Origin of the sequence: Thiocapsa sp. UBA6158 (assembly GCF_002423035.1) — a bacterium.
GTDB lineage: Bacteria > Pseudomonadota > Gammaproteobacteria > Chromatiales > Chromatiaceae > Thiocapsa.
This window is the reverse complement of the sequence record NZ_DIUM01000026.1, coordinates 1-18,824: the sequence shown is the minus strand read 5'-3', so window position 1 is coordinate 18,824 and position 18,824 is coordinate 1. Positions and strand designations below refer to the sequence as shown.

The window sequence follows — 18,824 nt, the reverse complement described above, 5'->3', positions numbered from 1 at the left end:
CTGGGTAAACTGATAGGTGGCAAGCAGCATGCCTTGCGATCCTGGACAAGATACGCATCTTTCGAAGGGCCTCGTCGACGGGACTCGTCTCGGTTCGGATCGCCCCGATATTCTCGATCCAATCTGCGCGGGCTCCGACGGTTGTCGGAGCCCGCGCAGCCAAGCCAATCCAACAAACGACGCATACCGCACCCGGCGCGGTTTAGCCCGGATGACGGCACGTCGTCCGCCACAGCCCATCAATGCGAAAGGAGGCTCTTATGAAGGTTGCCATCATCGGCGGTACCGGTTTTGTCGGCACCAACATCTCTCGGCACTTGATCGCCGCCGGTCATCGGCCGCGGCTTCTGGTCCGGCCGGGCAGCGAGCAGAAGGTCGCGCAGCCGGAGCATTGCGATATCGTCCCGGGTGACGTCGCCGATCCGGTTGCGCTCGATCGTTGTCTGGAAGGCTCGGATGCGGTGATCTATCTGATCGGCATCCTGCGCGAGTTTCCGAGCCGCGGGATCACCTTCGATGCGCTGCAGCGCGTCGGCGTCGAGGACACGATCGCGGCGGCGAAGCGGCAAGGCGTGGGCCGATTCATCCTGATGAGCGCCAACGGGGTCCATGTCGAGGGCACGCCCTATCAACGCAGCAAGGCACTTGCCGAGGCGGCGCTCAAGGCATCCGGGCTGCGCTGGACCATCTTCCGCCCCTCGGTCATCTTCGGCGACCCGGACGGTCGGATGGAGTTTTGCTCCCAGCTCAAGAAGGACATCATCGACAGCCCGATGCCCGCACCGCTCTTCTACAGCGGCCTGTTCCCCAAGAATGCGGGTGGTTTCGAGCTGGCACCGGTCCATATCGACGACGTCGCCGCGGCCTTCGTGCTGGCCGTGAGCGAGTCGCGCACCGAATCCCAGACCTACAGCTTGTGCGGACCCCAGCGTCTGAGCTGGAAGGCGATCCTGACCACGATCGCCGCGGCCTCCGGCAAGACCAAGCTGATGCTGCCGGCCCCGGCGATGGCCATCAAGGCGACCGCGAGTCTGCTCGACCGCTATCCCTGGTTTCCCATCTCGCGCGATCAGATCCGGATGTTGATGGAGGGGAACGTCTGCTTCGAGAACGACAGTTTCGCGCGGCTCGGCTTGACCCCGACACCCTTCGGCGTCGACCAGTTGGGATACTTGAACCGATAAAGCGGCGCGATCAGAGCTTGTTGAGATAGGACACGCCGCCGAGCTGCGCCATCTGACGCCGGATCCAGGTGGCGCGGCGTTGAACGGTCGCCGAGGGTGTTTCGAGTCGATAGATGTTGGGATTCGGCAGCACGGCGGCGATCAGGGCGGCATCCGAGCTGCTCAGCGCCATCACCGGGCGATCGAAATAGCGCCAGCTCGCGGCCCCGACGCCGAAGGTGTCGGGGCTGAGCTGGGCGATGTTGAGATAGACTTCGAGGATCCGCTCCTTGGGCCAAAGCGTCTCGATCAGCAGCGTGTACCAGACCTCGAGTGCCTTGCGAATCGGGTCGCGGCCGGACCAGAGGAAGAGGTTCTTGGCCGTCTGTTGGCTGATGGTGCTCGCCCCGCGCAGTCGCTCCCCGGCACGATAGCGCTGCCAGGCCCGCTCGATCTCGATGGTGTCGAATCCGCCGTGACCGGGGAAGCGCTGATCCTCCGCGGCGATGACGGCGAGCTTGACGACCGCCGGGATGGCGTCCCAGTCGGCCCACTCGTGATAGACGTAAGGCGGCTCGCCGGGCTCGGAATGGGCAGTGATCCAACGCTGAATCATGAAGGCGGATGTCGGCGGGTCGATCCAGCGCAAGATCAAGACCAACACGACCGACAGCGCCATCATGCCCGCAAGCACGAGCGCGATCCGGCGCAACAGCATTTTCCGAGAGCGTTGTTTTCGAGCGGCCATGATTGCGGGTCATGCGAGCGGGTGATCGGAGCGCCGTTGGACGATCCGCCGAAGAGGTATCGTCGAAGTATCCGGACCCTGAATCGGCGGGTCAAACCCGGCCGACGATCCCCGAGGAATCATCCGCCCCGACCATTGCCGGGCGGAAGATTGCCGGGCGCACCGCCCAGCGCCGCTTCGAGCATGTCGATAAAGGTCCGCGTCTTCGCCGGCATCAGCCGGCGACCGGGGAAAACCGCCCAAGCCGTCTGCGCCGGGAGCGCCCATGCCGGAAGCACGCGCCGCAGGCTACCCTGCTCGACATTGCGCGCGGCGTAACAGTCCGGGACGGCGGCGATCCCGACCCCGGCGTCGGCCAAGCGGATCAGGATGTCGGGCGAGTTCGCGGCGATGCGGCCCTCGGGCAGACCCTCCCAGTGTGTCGTCCCGGCGGTCAGCTCCCAAGGCGTGGTTTCCCCGTCGCGCCCGACGAGACAGAGGGCCCGGTGTCGGAGCAGATCGTCCGGGATCGCCGGGTCGCCGTGCTCGCACAGGTAGCTGGGGGCCGCATAGAGACCGATCGGGAAGAGCGCGAGACGACGCGCGGCCAGCAGTGCATCGTCCGGCAGTGCGCCGGTGCGCACCGCAATGTCGAAGCCCTCGCCGAGTAGATCCACGCGTCGCGGGGACAGATCCAGCTCCAGCATGACCGCCGGGTGGCGTGCGATGTAGGTCGCCAGCATCTCGCTCAGGAGTAGTGTCGCGAAATCGCCCGGCATCGAGACGCGCAGCCGTCCGGTGGGTCGGGCTTGGCGATGCTCGGCGAGCGCACGCACCGCGTCGACCTCGTCGGCGACCTGGCGGGCGTGCGCGAGCAGATGCTCGCCGAGTTCGGTCAGGGTGAGGCGCCGTGTGGTGCGCAGCATCAGGCGTTCGCCCAGACGGTCTTCGAGCACTGAGATCCGGCGCGAGAGGGTCGATTTGGGCAGGCCGATCCGCTCGGCGGCACGGCTGAAGCTGCCCGCCTCGGCAACATGGGCGAAGATCAGGAGGTCGTTGGGTTCAAATTGTTCCATAGGTGGGACAATGTTATCCGATTTGACGCCTACTCTTGGCGTCTCGGCATCACTATGTCAGGTCTCAGATGAAACCCGATGCCGAGACCGATACGATGAACATCCTTCAGATCAATGCCAGTGCCCGCCGCGAAGGCGCCAACTCCACCCGAATCGCCGATGTCGTGGTCGAGCGCCTGCGCGCCGAGAACCCGACGGCGCGCGTGCAGGTCCGCGATCTGGCGACCCGACCCCATCCGCTCCTGGACGAGGCCGGACTGGTCGCACTCTCGACGCCGCCCGAGCAGCGCACGCCCGAGCAGGCCGCCCGCGTTGCGCTCGACGATGCCCTGATCGCGGAGGTCCAAGCCGCCGACGTAATCGTGCTCGGCGTGCCCATGTACAACTTCGGCGTACCGGCGCAACTGAAGAACTGGATCGATGCCGTCGCTCGTGTCGGCGTGACTTTCCGCTACACGGAACAGGGACCGGTCGGTCTGCTCACGGGTCGGCGCGTCTACGTGGCGCTGGCGCGCGGCGGTCGGTATCGCGATACCCCGGCCGACAGTCAAGTGCCCTATCTGAAGACTCTGCTCGGGTTTCTCGGTATGACCGATGTGCGGTTCATCTACGCCGAAGGGCTCAACATGGGACCCGAGTCGGCCGAGCGGGGTTTCGCCGAGGCCGAGGCCGATCTCGCGGCGGCCTTTGCCTGAGCCTTGGCGGTTTTCGGGGGCGATTTTCGAAAAGGACCCATCAGCCTGTAGGTGCGAATTTATTCGCACACACGCCGGTTCCGCCCGCGAGGCGCTCGGCAATGCCACCGTCCGGGCTGTGCGAATAAATTCGCACCCAAGGTCCTTTCAGTTTTGCCGGGCATGCGCAGTCGGGATGATGATTCCCGGAAAGCACCTTAGAGGCGCAGCGCCGCGGCGCTGCAAACCAGGAGTCATCCAGATGACAGACACCATGTTCCAAACCGAGCCGGTGCGACAGAGCCGCACCATCGAGCGACTGGTGGTCGGCCAGGCGACCACCGACGGTGCCGGCGTGAACCTGATCCGAGTGCTGACCCAGCCGCTGCAGCAGCGACTTGACCCCTTCCTGATGCTCGATGCCTTCGGAAGCGACGATCCGGACGACTATATCGCGGGCTTTCCGGATCATCCGCACCGCGGCTTCGAGACTGTGACCTATATGATTGCCGGTCGCATGCTGCATCGCGATAGCGCCGGCCACGAAGGTCTGATCGAGACCGGCGGCGTCCAGTGGATGACCGCGGGCAGCGGTCTGGTTCATTCCGAGATCCCGCAGCAGGCCCAAGGCCGGATGGAAGGTTTCCAGCTCTGGCTCAACCTGCCGGCGCGCGACAAGATGATCCCGCCCTGGTATCGCAATTTCACCGCGAGCGAGCTACCGCGCTTCGAGACCGAGACGGGCGTGGCGGTTACGGTGATCGCAGGTCTGACCCACGGCGTGACCGGCGCGGTGACGCGAGAGACGACGGCACCGCTGTTTCTGGATCTGCATCTGCCGGCGGGTACGCGATTCGAGCAGGTGCTTCCGATCGAGCGGAATGCCTTCATGTATGTCTACCGAGGAGAGGTCGGTATCGCCGGACATCCGGTGCCGTCGCAGCGCATGGCGATCCTCGCCAACGATGCGGACGCCGACGGCGTGGCCATTGAGGCTGCGGGCGAGGCACGGGTCCTGCTGATCGCGGGGAACCCTTTGCGCGAGCCGATCGCCCAGCATGGCCCCTTCGTCATGAACACGATGCAGGAAATTCAACAAGCGGTGCGTGACTACAGTGCCGGCCGTCTGGCCTAAGCGACGAGTACGCGTCACAACGGAGCCTACGCATGCAGAACTTTATCTTCCACAATCCGACCCGAATCCTTTTCGGCGAAGGACAGATCGCGGCGATCGGCCCCGAGATCCCGAACGGAGCCCGGGTGCTGATCACCTACGGCGGCGGCAGCGTCGTGACGACGGGCACCCTGGCCGAGGTCAAGGTGGCGCTGGGCGAGACGGACTCTCTGGAATTCGGCGGTATCGAGCCGAACCCGACCTACGAGACCCTGATGCAGGCGGTCGAGCTCGCGCGCCGCGAGAAGGTCGACTTTCTGCTGGCGGTCGGCGGCGGCTCGGTGATCGATGGCACCAAGTTCATCGCCGCGGCCATTCCATTCCAAGGCGAGCCTTGGGACATCCTCGCCAAGCAGGCGCCGATCAACTCCGCGGTGCCCTTCGGCAGCGTGCTGACACTACCGGCGACCGGCTCCGAGATGAATGCAGGCTCCGTCATCACGCGGCGCGCCACGCGCGACAAGCTCGCCTTCATCCACCCGCTGGTCTTCCCGCGCTTCTCTGTGTTGGACCCGACCAAGACCTATACGCTGCCGCCGCGTCAGGTCGCCAACGGCGTGGTCGACGCCTTCGTGCACATCGCCGAACAGTATCTGACCTATCCGGCCGATGCCAAGGTGCAGGACCGCTTCGCCGAAGGTCTGCTGCTGACCCTGATCGAGGAAGGCCCCAAGGCGTTGACTGAACCCGAGAACTACGCGGTGCGCGCCAATCTCATGTGGACCGCGACCCTCGCGCTGAACGGACTCATCGGCGCCGGCGTGCCGCAGGATTGGGCGACCCACATGGTCGGACACGAGATCACCGCGCTGCACGGGCTGGATCATGCCCAGACCCTGGCCGTTGTCTTGCCGGCGATGTTGCAGGTCCGACGTTTCGACAAGCGCGGGAAGCTCCTGCAATACGCCGAACGGGTCTGGGGTCTGCGTGACGGCGACGAAGACGCGCGCATCGATGCGGCCATCGAGCGCACCCGCGATTTCTTTGAATCGCTCCAGGTTCCGACACGCCTCTCCGGCTACGGGATCGGCGCCGAGGCGATCGCGCCGCTGGTCGATCAGCTCGAGCGTCACGGCATGACCGCGCTCGGCGAGCNNCCCCGGGATCGTCGACTTGCAGTCGACCCGCCGGCCGCTAGGCCGGCGAAAGAGGTCGACTGCAAGTCGACGATCCCGGGGCGGGTGCTTCGCAGCACATGCCCATCGCCCCCGTGTCTGCTATGATTCGCCCTCATTTCAGACACCCGCTCGCGCGCCCGGCCGACAGAATCGGCTTGCGTGTACGCCTGCCGCGCACTCTTCACACTCTCCCCGGGCGACCTTCAGCTTTATGACAGACCTCAGTCATATCCGAAACTTTTCGATCATCGCTCACATCGATCACGGCAAATCGACCATCGCCGACCGCTTTATCCAATTCAGCGGCGCCTTGACCGATCGCGAGATGTCCAGCCAGGTGCTCGATTCGATGGATTTGGAACGCGAGCGCGGGATTACGATCAAGGCCCAGAGCGTCACGCTCGACTTCCAGGCGCGCAACGGCGAGATCTATCAGCTGAACTTCATCGACACGCCCGGGCATGTCGACTTCTCCTACGAGGTCTCGCGCTCGCTGGCCGCCTGCGAAGGCGCGCTGCTGGTCGTGGACGCGGCCCAAGGCGTGGAGGCGCAGAGCGTCGCCAACTGCTACACCGCCATCGAGCAGGGACTCGAGGTCCTGCCGGTGCTCAACAAGATCGACCTGCCCTCGGCCGAGCCCGAGCGCGTCATCAAGGAGATCGAGGAGATCATCGGTCTCGATGCCGAAGACGCGCTGCGGGTCAGTGCCAAGACGGGCGAGGGGATCCCGGAGCTTCTCGAGGCACTGGTTCAGCGCATCCCGCCGCCGCGGGGCGACGTGAACGCACCCCTGCAGGCGCTGATCATCGATTCCTGGTTCGACCCCTATGTGGGCGTCGTCTCGCTGGTGCGCGTGATGAACGGCGAGATGCGCCGTCGCGACAAGATCCTGATCATGTCGACCGGGCGCACGCAGCAGGTCGATGCGGTCGGTGTCTTCACCCCGAAGAAGACCGAGCGCGATCGTCTGGGCGCGGGCGAGGTCGGGTACATGATCGCGGGCATCAAGGAGATCGACGGTGCGCCGGTCGGCGACACCATCACCCGTCCCGACTCCCCCGCCCCCAAGCTGCCGGGCTTCAAGGAGGTGCGCCCGCGGGTCTTCGCGGGGCTCTACACGGTGATTTCCGACGACTACGAGGATCTGCGCGAGGCGCTGGGTAAGCTGCGCCTCAACGACGCGGCGCTGAACTACGAGCCCGAGGTGTCCCAGGCGCTCGGTTTCGGCTTTCGCTGCGGCTTCCTCGGGATGCTGCACATGGAGATCATCCAGGAGCGACTCGAGCGCGAGTATGACCTGGACCTGATCACGACTGCGCCGACCGTGGTTTACGAGGTGCTGCGCTCGGACGGGGAGCTCATCAAGATCGACAATCCGGCCAACCTGCCCGAACCCGGTCAGATCCGCGAGGTCCGCGAGCCCATCATCGAGGCGCATATCCTGGTGCCGCAGGACTATCTCGGCTCGGTGATCACGCTTTGTATCGAGAAGCGCGGGGTTCAAAAGCAGATCCAATATCTCGGCGGTCAGGTACAGGTCAGCTACGAGCTGCCGTTGAGCGAGGTGGTACTGGACTTCTTCGATCGACTGAAATCGGTCAGTCGCGGCTACGCCTCGTTTGAATATGAGTTCAAGCGCTTCCAGGCGGCCGATCTGGTGAAGCTCGACGTCTTGATCAACGGCGACAAGGTGGACTCGCTGTCCTCGATCGTGCACCGCGCACTCTCGCAGAACCGCGGCCACGACATCACCGTGCGCATGAAGGATCTGATTCCGCGCCAGATGTTCGAGGTGGCGATTCAGGCCGCGATCGGCACCAAAGTCATTGCACGCACGACGGTCAAGCCGCTGCGCAAGAACGTCACGGCCAAGTGTTACGGCGGCGACGTGAGCCGCAAGCGCAAGCTGCTGGANNCTGCTGGAAAAGCAAAAGGCCGGTAAGAAACGCATGAAGCAGGTCGGGCGTGTGGAGATCCCGCAGGAGGCGTTTCTTGCGGTGCTCCAAGTCGGCAAAGATAATTAGACATTGAACCGCGTCTGGAGCGAGATGCGTTGGCTTGCGTTGGATCGGCCTTGTCGGGGCCAATGACGGTTGGAGTCGACGCGGTTCAAGTGATGAGGGGATTTCAGTGAAAGGAACGACCGGCGTGTAGGTGCGAATTGATTCGCACGCACAGCCCTTGATGTCCTCCGGGCATTCGCAGCCGAGACGCTTATTCCCGAAAATCACCTTACATCTTGTTTTGATGCGTGATTGGATGTTCGATCGGTGTTCTCAACACCGAGAGCCGAGAACCGATCGCATCCTCGCAGCGCTATCCATGGATCACCGAGAGACCTCATAAACCTACCCATGAATTTCGATTTCCCTGCCTTTTTGGTGTTGGCATCCGTCGTGACCGGCGGGATCTGGCTGATCGATGCGGTGATGTTCGCGCCGCGTCGGCGTCGATTGGCCGAGGCTGCCGTCGGCAGCGGCACGCTCTCCGACCGGACGAAACCGGCGTATAAGGAGCCGCTTCTGGTCGAGTATGCGCGCTCCTTCTTTCCGGTCATTTTCGCCGTTTTGGTGCTGCGCTCCTTTTTGGTCGAACCCTTTCGTATCCCGTCGAACTCCATGATGCCGACGCTGCTGACCGGCGATTTCATCTTGGTCAACAAGTTCGCCTACGGGCTGCGCTGGCCTGTACTCAACTCCAAATTCCTCGCGATCGGCGATCCTCAGGTCGGCGACGTGGTGGTCTTTAAGTTCCCGCAGGACACCTCGGTCGACTACATCAAGCGCGTGGTCGCGGTTCCGGGCGACGAGATCGCTTACCAAAACAAAACGCTCTATCGCAACGGCGAGCCGGTCGCGCAGTTGCCGATCGGTCGCTATACGGGTGTCGGGTCGGGGGCCGAGATGACCGGGGGGCGCGAGGCGCTCGAGCAGCTCGGCGAGGTCGAGCATCGGATCTTGACCCGACAGAGCGCGCCCGACTTGCCGCCGGGGTGTCGTGTGTTGGCCTATGGTCCCATCAAGGTCCCGGAAGGGCAGTATTTCGTGATGGGCGACAACCGCGACAACAGCAACGACAGTCGCTGTTGGGGTTTCGTACCCGAGGACAACCTGGTCGGCAAGGCGTTCGGTATCTGGATGCATTGGGACGGGCGTCGCGACGGTTCCCCGATCGCTTGGGGCCGTCTCGGCGACGGGATCAATTGATCGGTTCACACTGGGCCGGGCCACGGGGTCCGGTTCTCGCGGAGGTCCCTGTGAGATCGCGATTGCACGGCCGTCAAGGCGGAGCAGGGATGCTGTCGATCCTCGTCATCCTCTCGCTGGTGGTCTTTTTCGTGACCCTTGCGTTCAAGCTGGGTCCGGCCTACCTGGGCTTCTGGACGGTCAAATCCGTCATGGACAACGTTGCCGAGCAATCGGTACCGATCAACGGCGGTACGCGCGAGATCGCCAATCAGATCGGCAAGCGGCTCGACATCAACAACGTGGGCCAGGTGAGCGCCAAGGATTTCAAGATTCGGCGTGCCGGCGAGAATCTCTACGAGGTGTCGCTCGACTATGAGCAGCGCCGGCACCTCTTTTTCAACATCGATACGGTTTTGACCTTCGCCTATCAGGTTGAGGTGAAGGGCCAATGACGGGCGATCGCGCGAAGGTCAACCCGTGAACGCCGATCCGCTCAGGCTCGCCCGGCTCATCGGACACAAGTTCGCGCGCGAGGAACTCCTCCTTCAGGCATTGACGCACCGCAGCGCAGCATCCGCCAACAACGAGCGATTGGAGTTTCTCGGCGATGCCTTGATCGGCTTCGTGATTGCCGAAGCACTGTGGCAGCGCTTCCCCGAGGCGGATGAAGGGACCTTGAGTCGCATGCGCGCCTCCCTGGTCAAGCGCGAGACCTTGGCCGCGCTGGCGCGCGGACTCGATCTCGGGGATTACCTGCATCTGGGGGCCGGCGAGCTGCGCACCGGCGGCTATGCCCGCGACTCGATCCTCGCCGATGCCTTCGAGGCACTCTGGGGGGCCGTTTACCTGGACGCGGGATTCATCTCCGCACGCGAGCTCGTTCTGCGTCTTTTCGCCACACGCTTGGCGCAGACCAGCGCGACGCATGCCGGGAAGGACCCCAAAACCCAACTGCAGGAATGGCTCCAGGCGCAACGCCGGCCGCTCCCCGAATATACGGTCGTGGCCACCGGCGGCGATCAACACGCCCAAACCTTTGTCGTCCGTTGCGCGCTCTCCGATGCGGATCTCAGTACCCGCGCCGAGGGCGGCACCCGGCGCGCTGCCGAGCAATCGGCGGCACATGCCATGCTGGAGCAGCTCAAGAATGTCTGAAATCATCGTCGGTCGTTGCGGGACCGTGGCCATCATCGGGCGGCCGAACGTCGGCAAGTCGACCTTGCTCAACCGTCTGATGGGGCAAAAGCTCGCCATCACATCGCACAAGGCGCAGACCACGCGCCACTCCATTCTCGGCATCAAAACACGCCCCGAGGGCCAGATCCTCTTCGTCGACACCCCGGGGATCCATCAGAGAGGGGCGAACGCACTCAACCGCTATCTGAATCGCGCGGCTCGCACGGCAATCAGCGATACCGACTTGGCGCTCTTCGTCGTGGAGGCGTTGCGCTGGACCGATGAAGACGCTGCAGCACTCGAAGCCATTGCGACCGCGGGCGTGCCCGTCATCGTGGCCGTCAACAAGGTCGACCGCATCTCGAAGAAGGACGATCTGCTGCCTTATCTGCAGGATCTCGGTCGGCGTCACGCCTTTGTCGACCTGATCCCGGTCTCCGCGGCGAACGGGGATCAGGTCGAGGTGCTCGAGCTCGCCTTGCTGCGCGGTCTGCCCGAGGGCGAGCCGGTCTTCCCCGAGGATCAGATCACCGATCGCTCCGAGCGCTTCTTTGCCGCCGAGCTGGTGCGCGAACAACTGGTGCAGCGTTACGGCGAGGAGCTGCCGTATCGCACGACGGTGGAGATCGAGCGCTTCGAAGACACCGGCGGGCGCTACAAGATCCACGCTCTGATCTGGGTCGAGCGCCAGAGCCAGAAGGCCATCATCATCGGTCGGCAGGGCGAGGCCCTGAAGGCCGCTGCCACGCAGGCTCGTCTGGAGATGCAGAAGGTGTTCGGCTGCCCGGTGCATCTGGAGGTCTGGGTGAAGGTGAAGAAGAGCTGGTCGAGCGACGAGGCCGCCTTGGGGCGTCTCGGCTACGGAGACGGACCCTTGGACGGGCGCGGGGGCAGCTGAGTCCGTGCCGTGAACGCTCGCGGGTCTTTGTTTCAGGCCTTCGTGCTGCATCGGCGCGATTACGGCAACACCAGTCTCCTGCTCGAGGTCTTCGCCGTCGGGCGCGGGCGATTCCCCGCGATCGCCAAGGGTGCCCGCCGAGCGCGCCATCCGACCAGTGCCTTGCTCCAACCGTTTCAGCCTCTATGGTTGGATGCGGTCGGTCGCGGCGAGGTCTTGACCCTGACCCGGGTCGAGGCTGCCGGGCCGGCGATCGGCCTGCTCGGGCGCCCGCTGCTGTGCGGCTTCTATCTCAACGAGTTGTTGGTGCGTCTGCTCGGTCGCGATGATCCGCACGACCCGCTGTTTGCCTTCTATCATGCCGCGTTGACGGGTTTGGCGAGCGGCGACGACCTTGAAACCCTGCTCCGGCAGTTCGAGATTCGGCTGCTCGACGAGCTGGGCTACGCGCTCGCTTTGGATGTCGAGGCCGACTGCAATCGCCCGGTGGTGCCCGACGGGGCCTATGTGCTTCTCCCCGGACAGGGCATGCGATCGGCGCAGGCGGATGATCGCGCCGAGCGCGTATCCGGCGCGACCTTGCTTGCCTTGGCGCAGGGCGATCGCTTGGCCCCGCATCAGCTGCGCGAGGCGCGGGCACTTCTGCGACGCCTTCTGGAGCCCCATCTGGGTGGGCGTCCATTGAAAAGCCGTGAGCTCTTTCGGCGCTTTGCCGTCGCGCCCGCCCCGAATCCGGTACCCGGATCGGGGCAGGGGCCATTCACATCTCGCGACTCGACGCAAGTCGGAATCACGAATCGGAGTCTTGAATCTTGACCAGTCAAACCGCTGCCGGGGTCCTGCTCGGCGTCAATATCGACCATGTCGCGACCATTCGTCGTGCGCGCGGGACGCGTTATCCGGAGCCGATCCAGGCCGCCCTGGTTGCCGAGCAGGCGGGCGCCGACTCGATCACACTGCATCTGCGCGAGGATCGTCGCCACATCCAAGAGCGCGATGTCGAGCTGCTCTGCGGCATTCTGCAGACCCGTATGAATCTCGAGATGGCGGCGACCGCCGAGATGGGAGACATCGCCTGTCGGCTGAAACCGGCCGATTGCTGTCTGGTGCCGGAGCGTCGCGAGGAGCTCACTACGGAAGGCGGCTTGGACGTTCGCGCGAATCGGCCGCATCTTCGTGATTTTTGCGCACGCCTGGCCGAGGGCGGGATTCGGGTCTCGCTGTTCATCGACGCCGATCCGGACCAGATCGAGGCCGCGCACGCCGTCGGCGCACCCGTGATCGAGATCCATACGGGGCATTATGCCGACGCCCGGACCGCCGGCGAGCGCACCGAGGAGCTGGTCCGCATTCGACGCGCGGTGAACCTCGGGATCTCGCTCGGCTTGCAGGTCAACGCCGGACACGGTCTCGACTACCACAACGTCAAGGCGATCGCGGCCATTCCGGGCGTGCGCGAGCTCAATATCGGACATGCCATCATCGCCCGCGCCATCTTCTCGGGTCTGGATCAAGCCGTTCGGGACATGAAGGACGTGATCGATGCGGCGGTGGCTGCAGGGCCCTGATGCGCGTCCCTCGACCGTCTCGATTAGCGGGGACGCGGTTTAAAATTTTATAATTTTTAATCTTTTAAACCGCGCCAGCTCCAGCGGCCGTCAAGTTTGCCGGGGCCGATTCCATCCAAAAACATCGCATACCGCACTCGGTGCGGTTTAGACTGTGCAGCGGGACGAGGGGTCCCGTCGGTGATTCCGCTGCGCTATGCCTACCGAGACGCTTATCCTTGTCCTTGCCATCGATCGCGGGGCGGGTCCCGCTCCGCTGACGGAGCACCGCACGAAGGCGGCGGTGCCCTTCGGCGGCAAATATCGAGTCATTGATTTCACCCTGGCCAACTGTCTGCATTCCGGATTGCGACAGGTCCTGGTGCTGACCCAGTACAAGAGCCACTCGCTGCACAAACATCTGCGCGATGGCTGGTCGATCTTCAATCCCGAGCTGCGCGAGTTCATCACCCCGGTCCCGCCGCAGATGCGCGAGAGCCAGGAGTGGTACGCCGGTCCCTTCGATGCCATCCGTCAGAATCGCTATCTGATCGAGCGCAGCCGCGCTAGCCAGATCCTGGTCTTGGACGGCGGTGCCGTCTACCGCATGGATTATGCCGAGCTGGTGCGCGCGCATGCCGAGTCGAAGGCGCAGATCACGGTCGCGGTGCGTGCGGTCAACGGGCGTGGCTCCGGGACACAGGCGCGCGTGCAGCTGACCGAGGGCGAGCGTATCGCGGGGTTCAGTCCACCGGCGCCGGTCGAGAACTCGCTCGTCGCGCCGATTCCGGACGAGACCGAGCGCTTGGAGACCATGGGGGTCTATGTCTTCGACCGTGGTTTTCTGCTCGAAGAGATGGCGCGTCTGGATCAGGCGCGCCGTGACGAGTGCGCGGTTGCGGACACGGATCTGGCCCTGGACATGGTCGCACCCGTCGTCGCGGATCACAGCGTCGTCGCCTATCGTTTCGGCCAGGACCGCGGGCGCGTGACCCCGGATCGCTACTGGTGCGATCTGTCCTCGATCGACGCCTATTACCAAGCGAATATGGCCCTGTTGCGTGCCGAGCCTCCTCTGGATCTCTATCAGGCCGACTGGAACATCCACACCTACCAGGGCCAGTATCCCCCGGCCCGCACGGTTCCCGGTGCGACGAGCGGGAACGAGGGCATCTTCGTCAACTCCATGTTGGCCGCCGGCACCGTCATCAGTGGCGGCGGTGTGAATCATTCGGTCCTCTTTCCGAAGGTGCGGGTGCAGGACGGGGCCATCGTGGAGTCATCCATCCTCTTCAGCGGCGTGACGGTCGGGCAGGGCGCACACCTGCGCAACTGCATCGTCGAGAAGGATGTGGCGATCCCGCCGCGGATGCGGATCGGTCAGGATCTGAAGGCCGACCGCGAGCGCTTTACCGTCTCCGAGAAGGGTGTGGTGGTCGTCACCAAGATTCCCTGAGTGGACGCCGCAGCGCTGCGAGCTGTTTATGCGAGGCTGCTCGAGGCCTTCGGCGAGCAGGACTGGTGGCCTGCGCAGACCGCTTTCGAGGTGATGATCGGGGCGATCCTGACGCAAAATACCGCCTGGACGAACGTCGAGCGCGCATTGGAGCGTCTGCGCTCGCGCATCCCGCTCGACGCCGAGTCGATCCTCGCCCTGGATCCGCTCGAGCTCGCCGATGCGCTGCGACCCTCCGGGTATTTCAACGTCAAGTCGCAGCGGGTCCGGGCGTTTTGCGAGGCCTACTTGCAGGCCGGCGGCCATGGGGGGCTGGATGCGCTGGCGACCCCCGAGCTGCGCGCTCGGCTCCTGGCGATCAAAGGGATCGGCCCCGAGACCGCAGACGATATCCTGCTGTATGCCTTCGACCGCCCAGTCTTCGTCGTCGATGCCTATACGCGCCGGATCTTCGCACGACTGGGTCTGCTCGCCGGCGGGGAGACCTACGAGGGCATTCGTCGCGCCTTCGAGCAGGCACTCGGCCCTGACGTGCCGATGCTCAAGGAGTACCATGCGCTCATCGTGTCGCAGGGCAAAGAGGTCTGTCGGACGCGTGCCGCATGCGAGCGTTGCGCGTTGCGCCGGACCTGCGCCGCAGCAGCGTCGAGTCCCTCGGATTCATCCACTTCATCGCGCACGGCGCAGCGGCGTCGGCGCGGGACAACAGCATCAGAAGAGACCCCATGATCGAGCTTCGGACCTACGTCTTCATCGATTCGCTTCAGCCGCAGCTCGCCGAGTATTTAGGCACCGTCTCGCAAGGCTTCCTGCCGGTGCCGGGCGATGCCTGTCTCTGGATCGAGGTTGCCCCGGGGATGGCGGTGCACCGCCTGACGGACATCGCGCTGAAGGCGACGCGGGTGCATCTGGGACAGCAGGTCGTGGAGCGCGCCTTCGGGTCCATGGTCATCCACCACCGCGATCAGAGCGACGTCATGGATGCCGGTCGTGCGGTCTTGAACGCACTCGACACGACCGAGGGCGCCCGCAAGTCCTGCCGGATCGCCTGGAAGGAGACGATCCGCTCGATCACGCCCGACCATGCAGTCCTGATCAATCGCCAGGATCGACGCGGATCCATGATCCTGCCCGGCCAGAGCATGTTCTTCCTGGAGACCGAGCCCGCCGGCTATGTCGTGTATGCCGCCAACGAGGCGGAGAAGGCGTCGAACGTGACGCTCATCGACGTGCGGGCGGTCGGTGCTTTCGGGCGTCTGACCCTAGCCGGACGCGAGGCCGATATCGATGCCGCCGGGAAAGCGGCCGTCGCCGCCATCCACAACCTTTCGAGGGTTTGAGGCCGCCCTGATCCTACGCCGTAGCTCAGGCGGCGGCGAGGGTTTGGGAACCCCGGCTTGGGCCGACGCCGCAGTTGCGGTCGCTGCAGGAGAGCCCCTTATGCATCAGATCTTGAATCTGGACGAGAGTGTCATCGCCCGGTTTTGCAAGAAACACCCGGAGGGTTAAGCTCGATTCCGGCGGTCGGTCGGGTTGAGCGTAGTTTTCGGTGGTGTGTTGCGAGCAAGTGCGCCATGAGTGCCCCATGAAGCCCGGCAGGCAACGAAAAAAGGGTTAGGCTTTTAGCCTAACCCCTTGTCTTGTATTGGTACCGAGGGCCGGACTCGAACCGGCATGGGATCGCTCCCGTCAGATTTTGAGTCTGATGCGTCTACCAATTTCGCCACCCCGGCAACGCAGCGCAACCTAGTGTAAGTCGCTGTATAGCATTGCAATAACCCGGTTTCCCCTTGATTGTGCCGCACCGTAAGGTCTTGCGGAAGGTCACCATATTCCGCTATTTTCACCCTCGAAAGTTCCCCCAGGGTTCCCCCAGAGGTTCCCCCCAAACTCCCGAGGTTCCCGATGGCCACTGCACAAATCAATTTCACCGAGAGGGCTCTGGATGCTTGGGTCTCGAACACCCTCGCTGGGTACCGGACTGATCCCAGCTCGATCCCCTCGGACGGGGATGCCTGGATTCGGGACCGTGGAGGCAAGCAGTCCGTCCCTGGGCTTTGCCTGAGGATTCGGCTCAAGAAGAAGGGGGGCAACCCCACCCTGGACGATCCCATCATCGCCTTCTACCTCGTTCGGAAGATTCAAGGTAAGAAGCGTGCCCTCCGTATCGGGGAGCGGAAGGTGTTCACGATCGAGATGGCCCGAGACAAGACGCTTGAGGAGTTGCGGAACCTTGAGCAAGGTGTCGACCAGAGGGTGGAACGTAAGCGTGAAGCCGCGAAGCTAGCCAACGAGCAAGCCGTGGCGAAGGGTGCAGCGGTGCCCTATGGCCAAGTCCTTGATAGGTTCTTGGAACAAGCGGATCTCTCGGAAGGTACCCGCAAGAACTACCTTCTCGGGGTGACGACAACCTTCAAGGCCCATGTGGACCGTCCCTTGTCCGAGTTCACCGAAACCTTCGTTCGGGAGCTTCACCGTGAACGCAGCAAGGAGAGTCCATCGCGGGCAGACCATGACTTCCGCGTTCTGCGGCTCTTATGGAACTGGGCAAGGGATCAATACCGTGACGTGGAAGGTAACCCGATCTTTGGGGACAATCCCGTCTCCCTTGCATTGAACAAGCGGAGGACGGCTGGGGCTACCAAGGCCCGGTGGAACGATGTTCCGAGGAAGGAGACCATCATCCCCGAGGAGCGCCTAGGGGATTGGTTCGCAGCCCTCCACGCCTTGAAAGCAGACCCAACCAGCCAAGGTGTGCGGGTGAGAGCGTGCGACCTCTTGGAAGCCTTGGTTCTGACCGGGCTCAGGTTGAACGAGCTGGCGACCTTGACGTGGGATCTGGTCGACTTCCAGCAGGGGACCATCAAGGTACCGGCACCTCGGTCGAAGAATGGCCGACCACTCCTTCGACCCATGACCCGGCGGGTCCGGGAGATCCTGGAGGCACGCTTCCGGGAGAGGGACCGGTTCACCATCACCGAACCGGAGAGCCAAGGAGCGGTAGCGACCCAAGGAGGAGGCGACCCTTCCGAGACGGAGAGCCCGTTGGTGTTCCCTGGACGCACCCATGTGAACCCGATCAAGGATCTCCGAGCCCTCCACGAAACGATCACCACCCGAACCGGTTTGGTGGCAACCTCTCACGACCTTCGGCGGGTCTTCGCATCCGCAGCTCTCAGGGAGGGTGTTCCGCAGTTGGTTCTGAAGCGGCTCCTGAACCACCTCTCCGGCTCGCGTGATGTCACGGCTGGTTACCAGATCTCGGGTCTGGGGGATCTACGGGACGCTTCGCAGCTCGTAGAGGACCACATCCTCGGGAAGGCGGGGCTGTTGCCCCATACCGATGGTCCAAGGGCGGAAGCACGCCCAACGGGAGAGGACGCGGAGACCTTGATCGCGGACTTGGTGAGCGGGCTACCAGAGGAGAGGAGGGCGGCGGTACTGGCTGCACTACGGGGCGCGTGAGGAAGTTCACCGGGCTCGCGTGAGGTGCCACCTGGACCTCGGAGACTGATACTGTAGATCGGTTGTACCGCCCCCCTTAAACTTGGTTCCTCGGGCATACGCACCCTATGCACAAGGTGGCACATGCACGCTACAATGTTATTGCGTTATGAGAATCGGCGCAAATCACAATGGGCTATGCTACGAACATTTACACCAATAAGGATTGGGTCGATTTCGCGGAGAAGGTGAAGCGACGGGATGGATATAAGTGCCTCCATTGTGGACGCGCGTCGGCAGACGTAACGCTACAGGTTCATCATGACATCTACGTGGCTGGTAAGGCTCCGTGGGAATATGCCCTAAGCGCATGTCGAACTTTATGCAAAGGGTGTCACGCCAGGGAACACGGGCTAATTGAACCTGATAGAGGGTGGATCCTCTTGTCCATAGATGATCTAGGAGGCCAGGATGGTACTTGCGAAAGAAACGGTTGCGGTGCTGAAATCCGGTATGAGCACCTTACCTACCATCCTAAATGGGGCTACATGGTTGTTGGGAGTACGTGCATTGAGCACCTTACTCAGGAAGATCGCCAGTTGAGTAGTAGCATTGTCCACTTGTACAAGAATGTAGCCGGTTTTGTACACAAATCTCATTGGGATGAAGGAGTATCGCAGAGAAGAAGGTTTATCTATTCAACGTACAAACATCATCAGCTTCGTATATACGGAGAAGAGCCACGCCACTCATTCCAGCTTTTATTGAAAAAGAAGGGTGTTTGGGTGTTCGACTATACTAATGAAGTAGAGACACCGGGCAAAAGCACTCTAACTGTCAAAGAATTAGCCTATACTACAATGCGAGGAAGGCTATCTGATAGCGAAGAGGAAAAAGGAGCTTTGCGGAATCTTTATCGTGCATTGATGTATGACACGATGCAAACCCCCCACCAATGCGGCTCGGAGGAGCCATAAGGGTGGGGTGTACATCAAGACATCGACCTGCTGGCGGGAGCATGCTGGATCGGGGGGGGCACCATCCCGCACTATTGCTTTATCAGTCACATACCGTCCGCCATGAATTCAGAACCTTCCGGGTCGTGCAGGTTGTCTGCCTATTCCTTTCCCTTTCCTGGGCCATGTTCTGCAATCCTGAATTATAGTGCTTTTCAGGATCACCT

General features: G+C 63.0%; 16 protein-coding genes, 1 tRNA gene and 1 pseudogene. 15 read left to right on the top strand and 3 right to left on the bottom strand.

What is annotated here, in order from left to right; all coding sequences use genetic code 11:
* The first annotated feature begins 260 nt into the window (after positions 1–260).
* The gene (locus B4N44_RS03975; RefSeq protein ID WP_296697152.1) at positions 261–1,184 is read left to right on the top strand and encodes an NAD(P)H-binding protein; all 924 of its coding nucleotides are present in this window, start codon (positions 261–263) and stop codon (positions 1,182–1,184) included.
* Positions 1,185–1,194: 10 nt separating this feature from the next.
* Here B4N44_RS03975 and mtgA read toward each other — a convergent pair whose 3' ends face one another.
* Together mtgA and B4N44_RS03965 are read right to left on the bottom strand one after the other, a co-directional pair.
* The gene (gene mtgA, locus B4N44_RS03970; RefSeq protein WP_296697151.1) at positions 1,195–1,881 is read right to left on the bottom strand and encodes a monofunctional biosynthetic peptidoglycan transglycosylase; all 687 of its coding nucleotides are present in this window, start codon (positions 1,879–1,881) and stop codon (positions 1,195–1,197) included.
* 149 nt (positions 1,882–2,030) lie between these two features.
* Positions 2,031–2,966, bottom strand: coding sequence for a LysR family transcriptional regulator (locus B4N44_RS03965; protein WP_296697149.1), 936 nt, complete (start codon positions 2,964–2,966; stop codon positions 2,031–2,033).
* A gap of 95 nt (positions 2,967–3,061) precedes the next feature.
* Between B4N44_RS03965 and B4N44_RS03960 the strand changes: the two genes are divergently transcribed.
* The 13 genes and pseudogenes from B4N44_RS03960 (at position 3,062) to B4N44_RS03900 (ending at position 15,537) form a co-directional block, all read left to right on the top strand.
* Positions 3,062–3,661, top strand: coding sequence for an FMN-dependent NADH-azoreductase (locus B4N44_RS03960; RefSeq protein ID WP_296697147.1), 600 nt, complete (start codon positions 3,062–3,064; stop codon positions 3,659–3,661).
* Between the two features lie 241 nt (positions 3,662–3,902).
* Positions 3,903–4,775, top strand: coding sequence for a pirin family protein (locus B4N44_RS03955; protein ID WP_296697145.1), 873 nt, complete (start codon positions 3,903–3,905; stop codon positions 4,773–4,775).
* A gap of 32 nt (positions 4,776–4,807) precedes the next feature.
* A complete protein-coding gene (locus B4N44_RS03950) occupies positions 4,808–6,037 on the top strand; it encodes an iron-containing alcohol dehydrogenase (RefSeq protein ID WP_296697144.1) in 1,230 nt (409 codons plus the stop codon).
* Between the two features lie 106 nt (positions 6,038–6,143).
* Positions 6,144–7,956 (top strand): annotated as a pseudogene (gene lepA / locus B4N44_RS03945) (translation elongation factor 4).
* A gap of 330 nt (positions 7,957–8,286) precedes the next feature.
* Positions 8,287–9,138, top strand: coding sequence for a signal peptidase I (gene lepB, locus B4N44_RS03940; protein WP_296697143.1), 852 nt, complete (start codon positions 8,287–8,289; stop codon positions 9,136–9,138).
* 89 nt (positions 9,139–9,227) lie between these two features.
* Positions 9,228–9,572, top strand: a complete 345-nt coding sequence (locus B4N44_RS03935) for a DUF4845 domain-containing protein (RefSeq protein ID WP_296697142.1) — start codon at positions 9,228–9,230, stop codon at positions 9,570–9,572.
* Between the two features lie 25 nt (positions 9,573–9,597).
* Positions 9,598–10,275, top strand: coding sequence for a ribonuclease III (rnc, locus tag B4N44_RS03930; protein WP_296697141.1), 678 nt, complete (start codon positions 9,598–9,600; stop codon positions 10,273–10,275).
* On the top strand, positions 10,268–11,194 hold the full coding sequence (gene era, locus B4N44_RS03925) for a GTPase Era (protein WP_296697140.1): 927 nt from the start codon (positions 10,268–10,270) through the stop codon (positions 11,192–11,194). The genes rnc and era overlap by 8 nt, the downstream gene beginning before the upstream one ends.
* Positions 11,195–11,203: 9 nt before the next feature.
* Complete coding sequence (gene recO, locus B4N44_RS03920; protein WP_296697139.1) at positions 11,204–12,010, top strand: DNA repair protein RecO; 807 nt, start codon at positions 11,204–11,206, stop codon at positions 12,008–12,010.
* Positions 12,007–12,762 (top strand): pyridoxine 5'-phosphate synthase, encoded by a 756-nt coding sequence (gene pdxJ / locus B4N44_RS03915; RefSeq protein ID WP_296697138.1) that lies wholly within the window; start codon positions 12,007–12,009, stop codon positions 12,760–12,762. Before recO ends, pdxJ begins: the two co-directional genes overlap by 4 nt.
* Before the next feature lie 196 nt (positions 12,763–12,958).
* A complete protein-coding gene (locus B4N44_RS03910; protein ID WP_296697135.1) occupies positions 12,959–14,197 on the top strand; it encodes a sugar phosphate nucleotidyltransferase in 1,239 nt (412 codons plus the stop codon).
* On the top strand, positions 14,198–14,926 hold the full coding sequence (locus tag B4N44_RS03905) for an endonuclease III domain-containing protein (RefSeq protein WP_296697133.1): 729 nt from the start codon (positions 14,198–14,200) through the stop codon (positions 14,924–14,926).
* Positions 14,923–15,537, top strand: coding sequence for a BMC domain-containing protein (locus B4N44_RS03900; RefSeq protein ID WP_093029282.1), 615 nt, complete (start codon positions 14,923–14,925; stop codon positions 15,535–15,537). The genes B4N44_RS03905 and B4N44_RS03900 overlap by 4 nt, the downstream gene beginning before the upstream one ends.
* Positions 15,538–15,843: 306 nt before the next feature.
* Here the strand turns inward: B4N44_RS03900 and B4N44_RS03895 are convergent.
* Positions 15,844–15,930: transfer RNA gene (locus B4N44_RS03895), tRNA-Leu, on the bottom strand.
* A 172-nt stretch (positions 15,931–16,102) separates the two neighbouring features.
* Here B4N44_RS03895 and B4N44_RS03890 point away from each other — a divergent pair.
* A complete protein-coding gene (locus B4N44_RS03890; RefSeq protein ID WP_296697129.1) occupies positions 16,103–17,662 on the top strand; it encodes a tyrosine-type recombinase/integrase in 1,560 nt (519 codons plus the stop codon).
* The last annotated feature ends 1,162 nt before the right edge of the window (positions 17,663–18,824 follow it).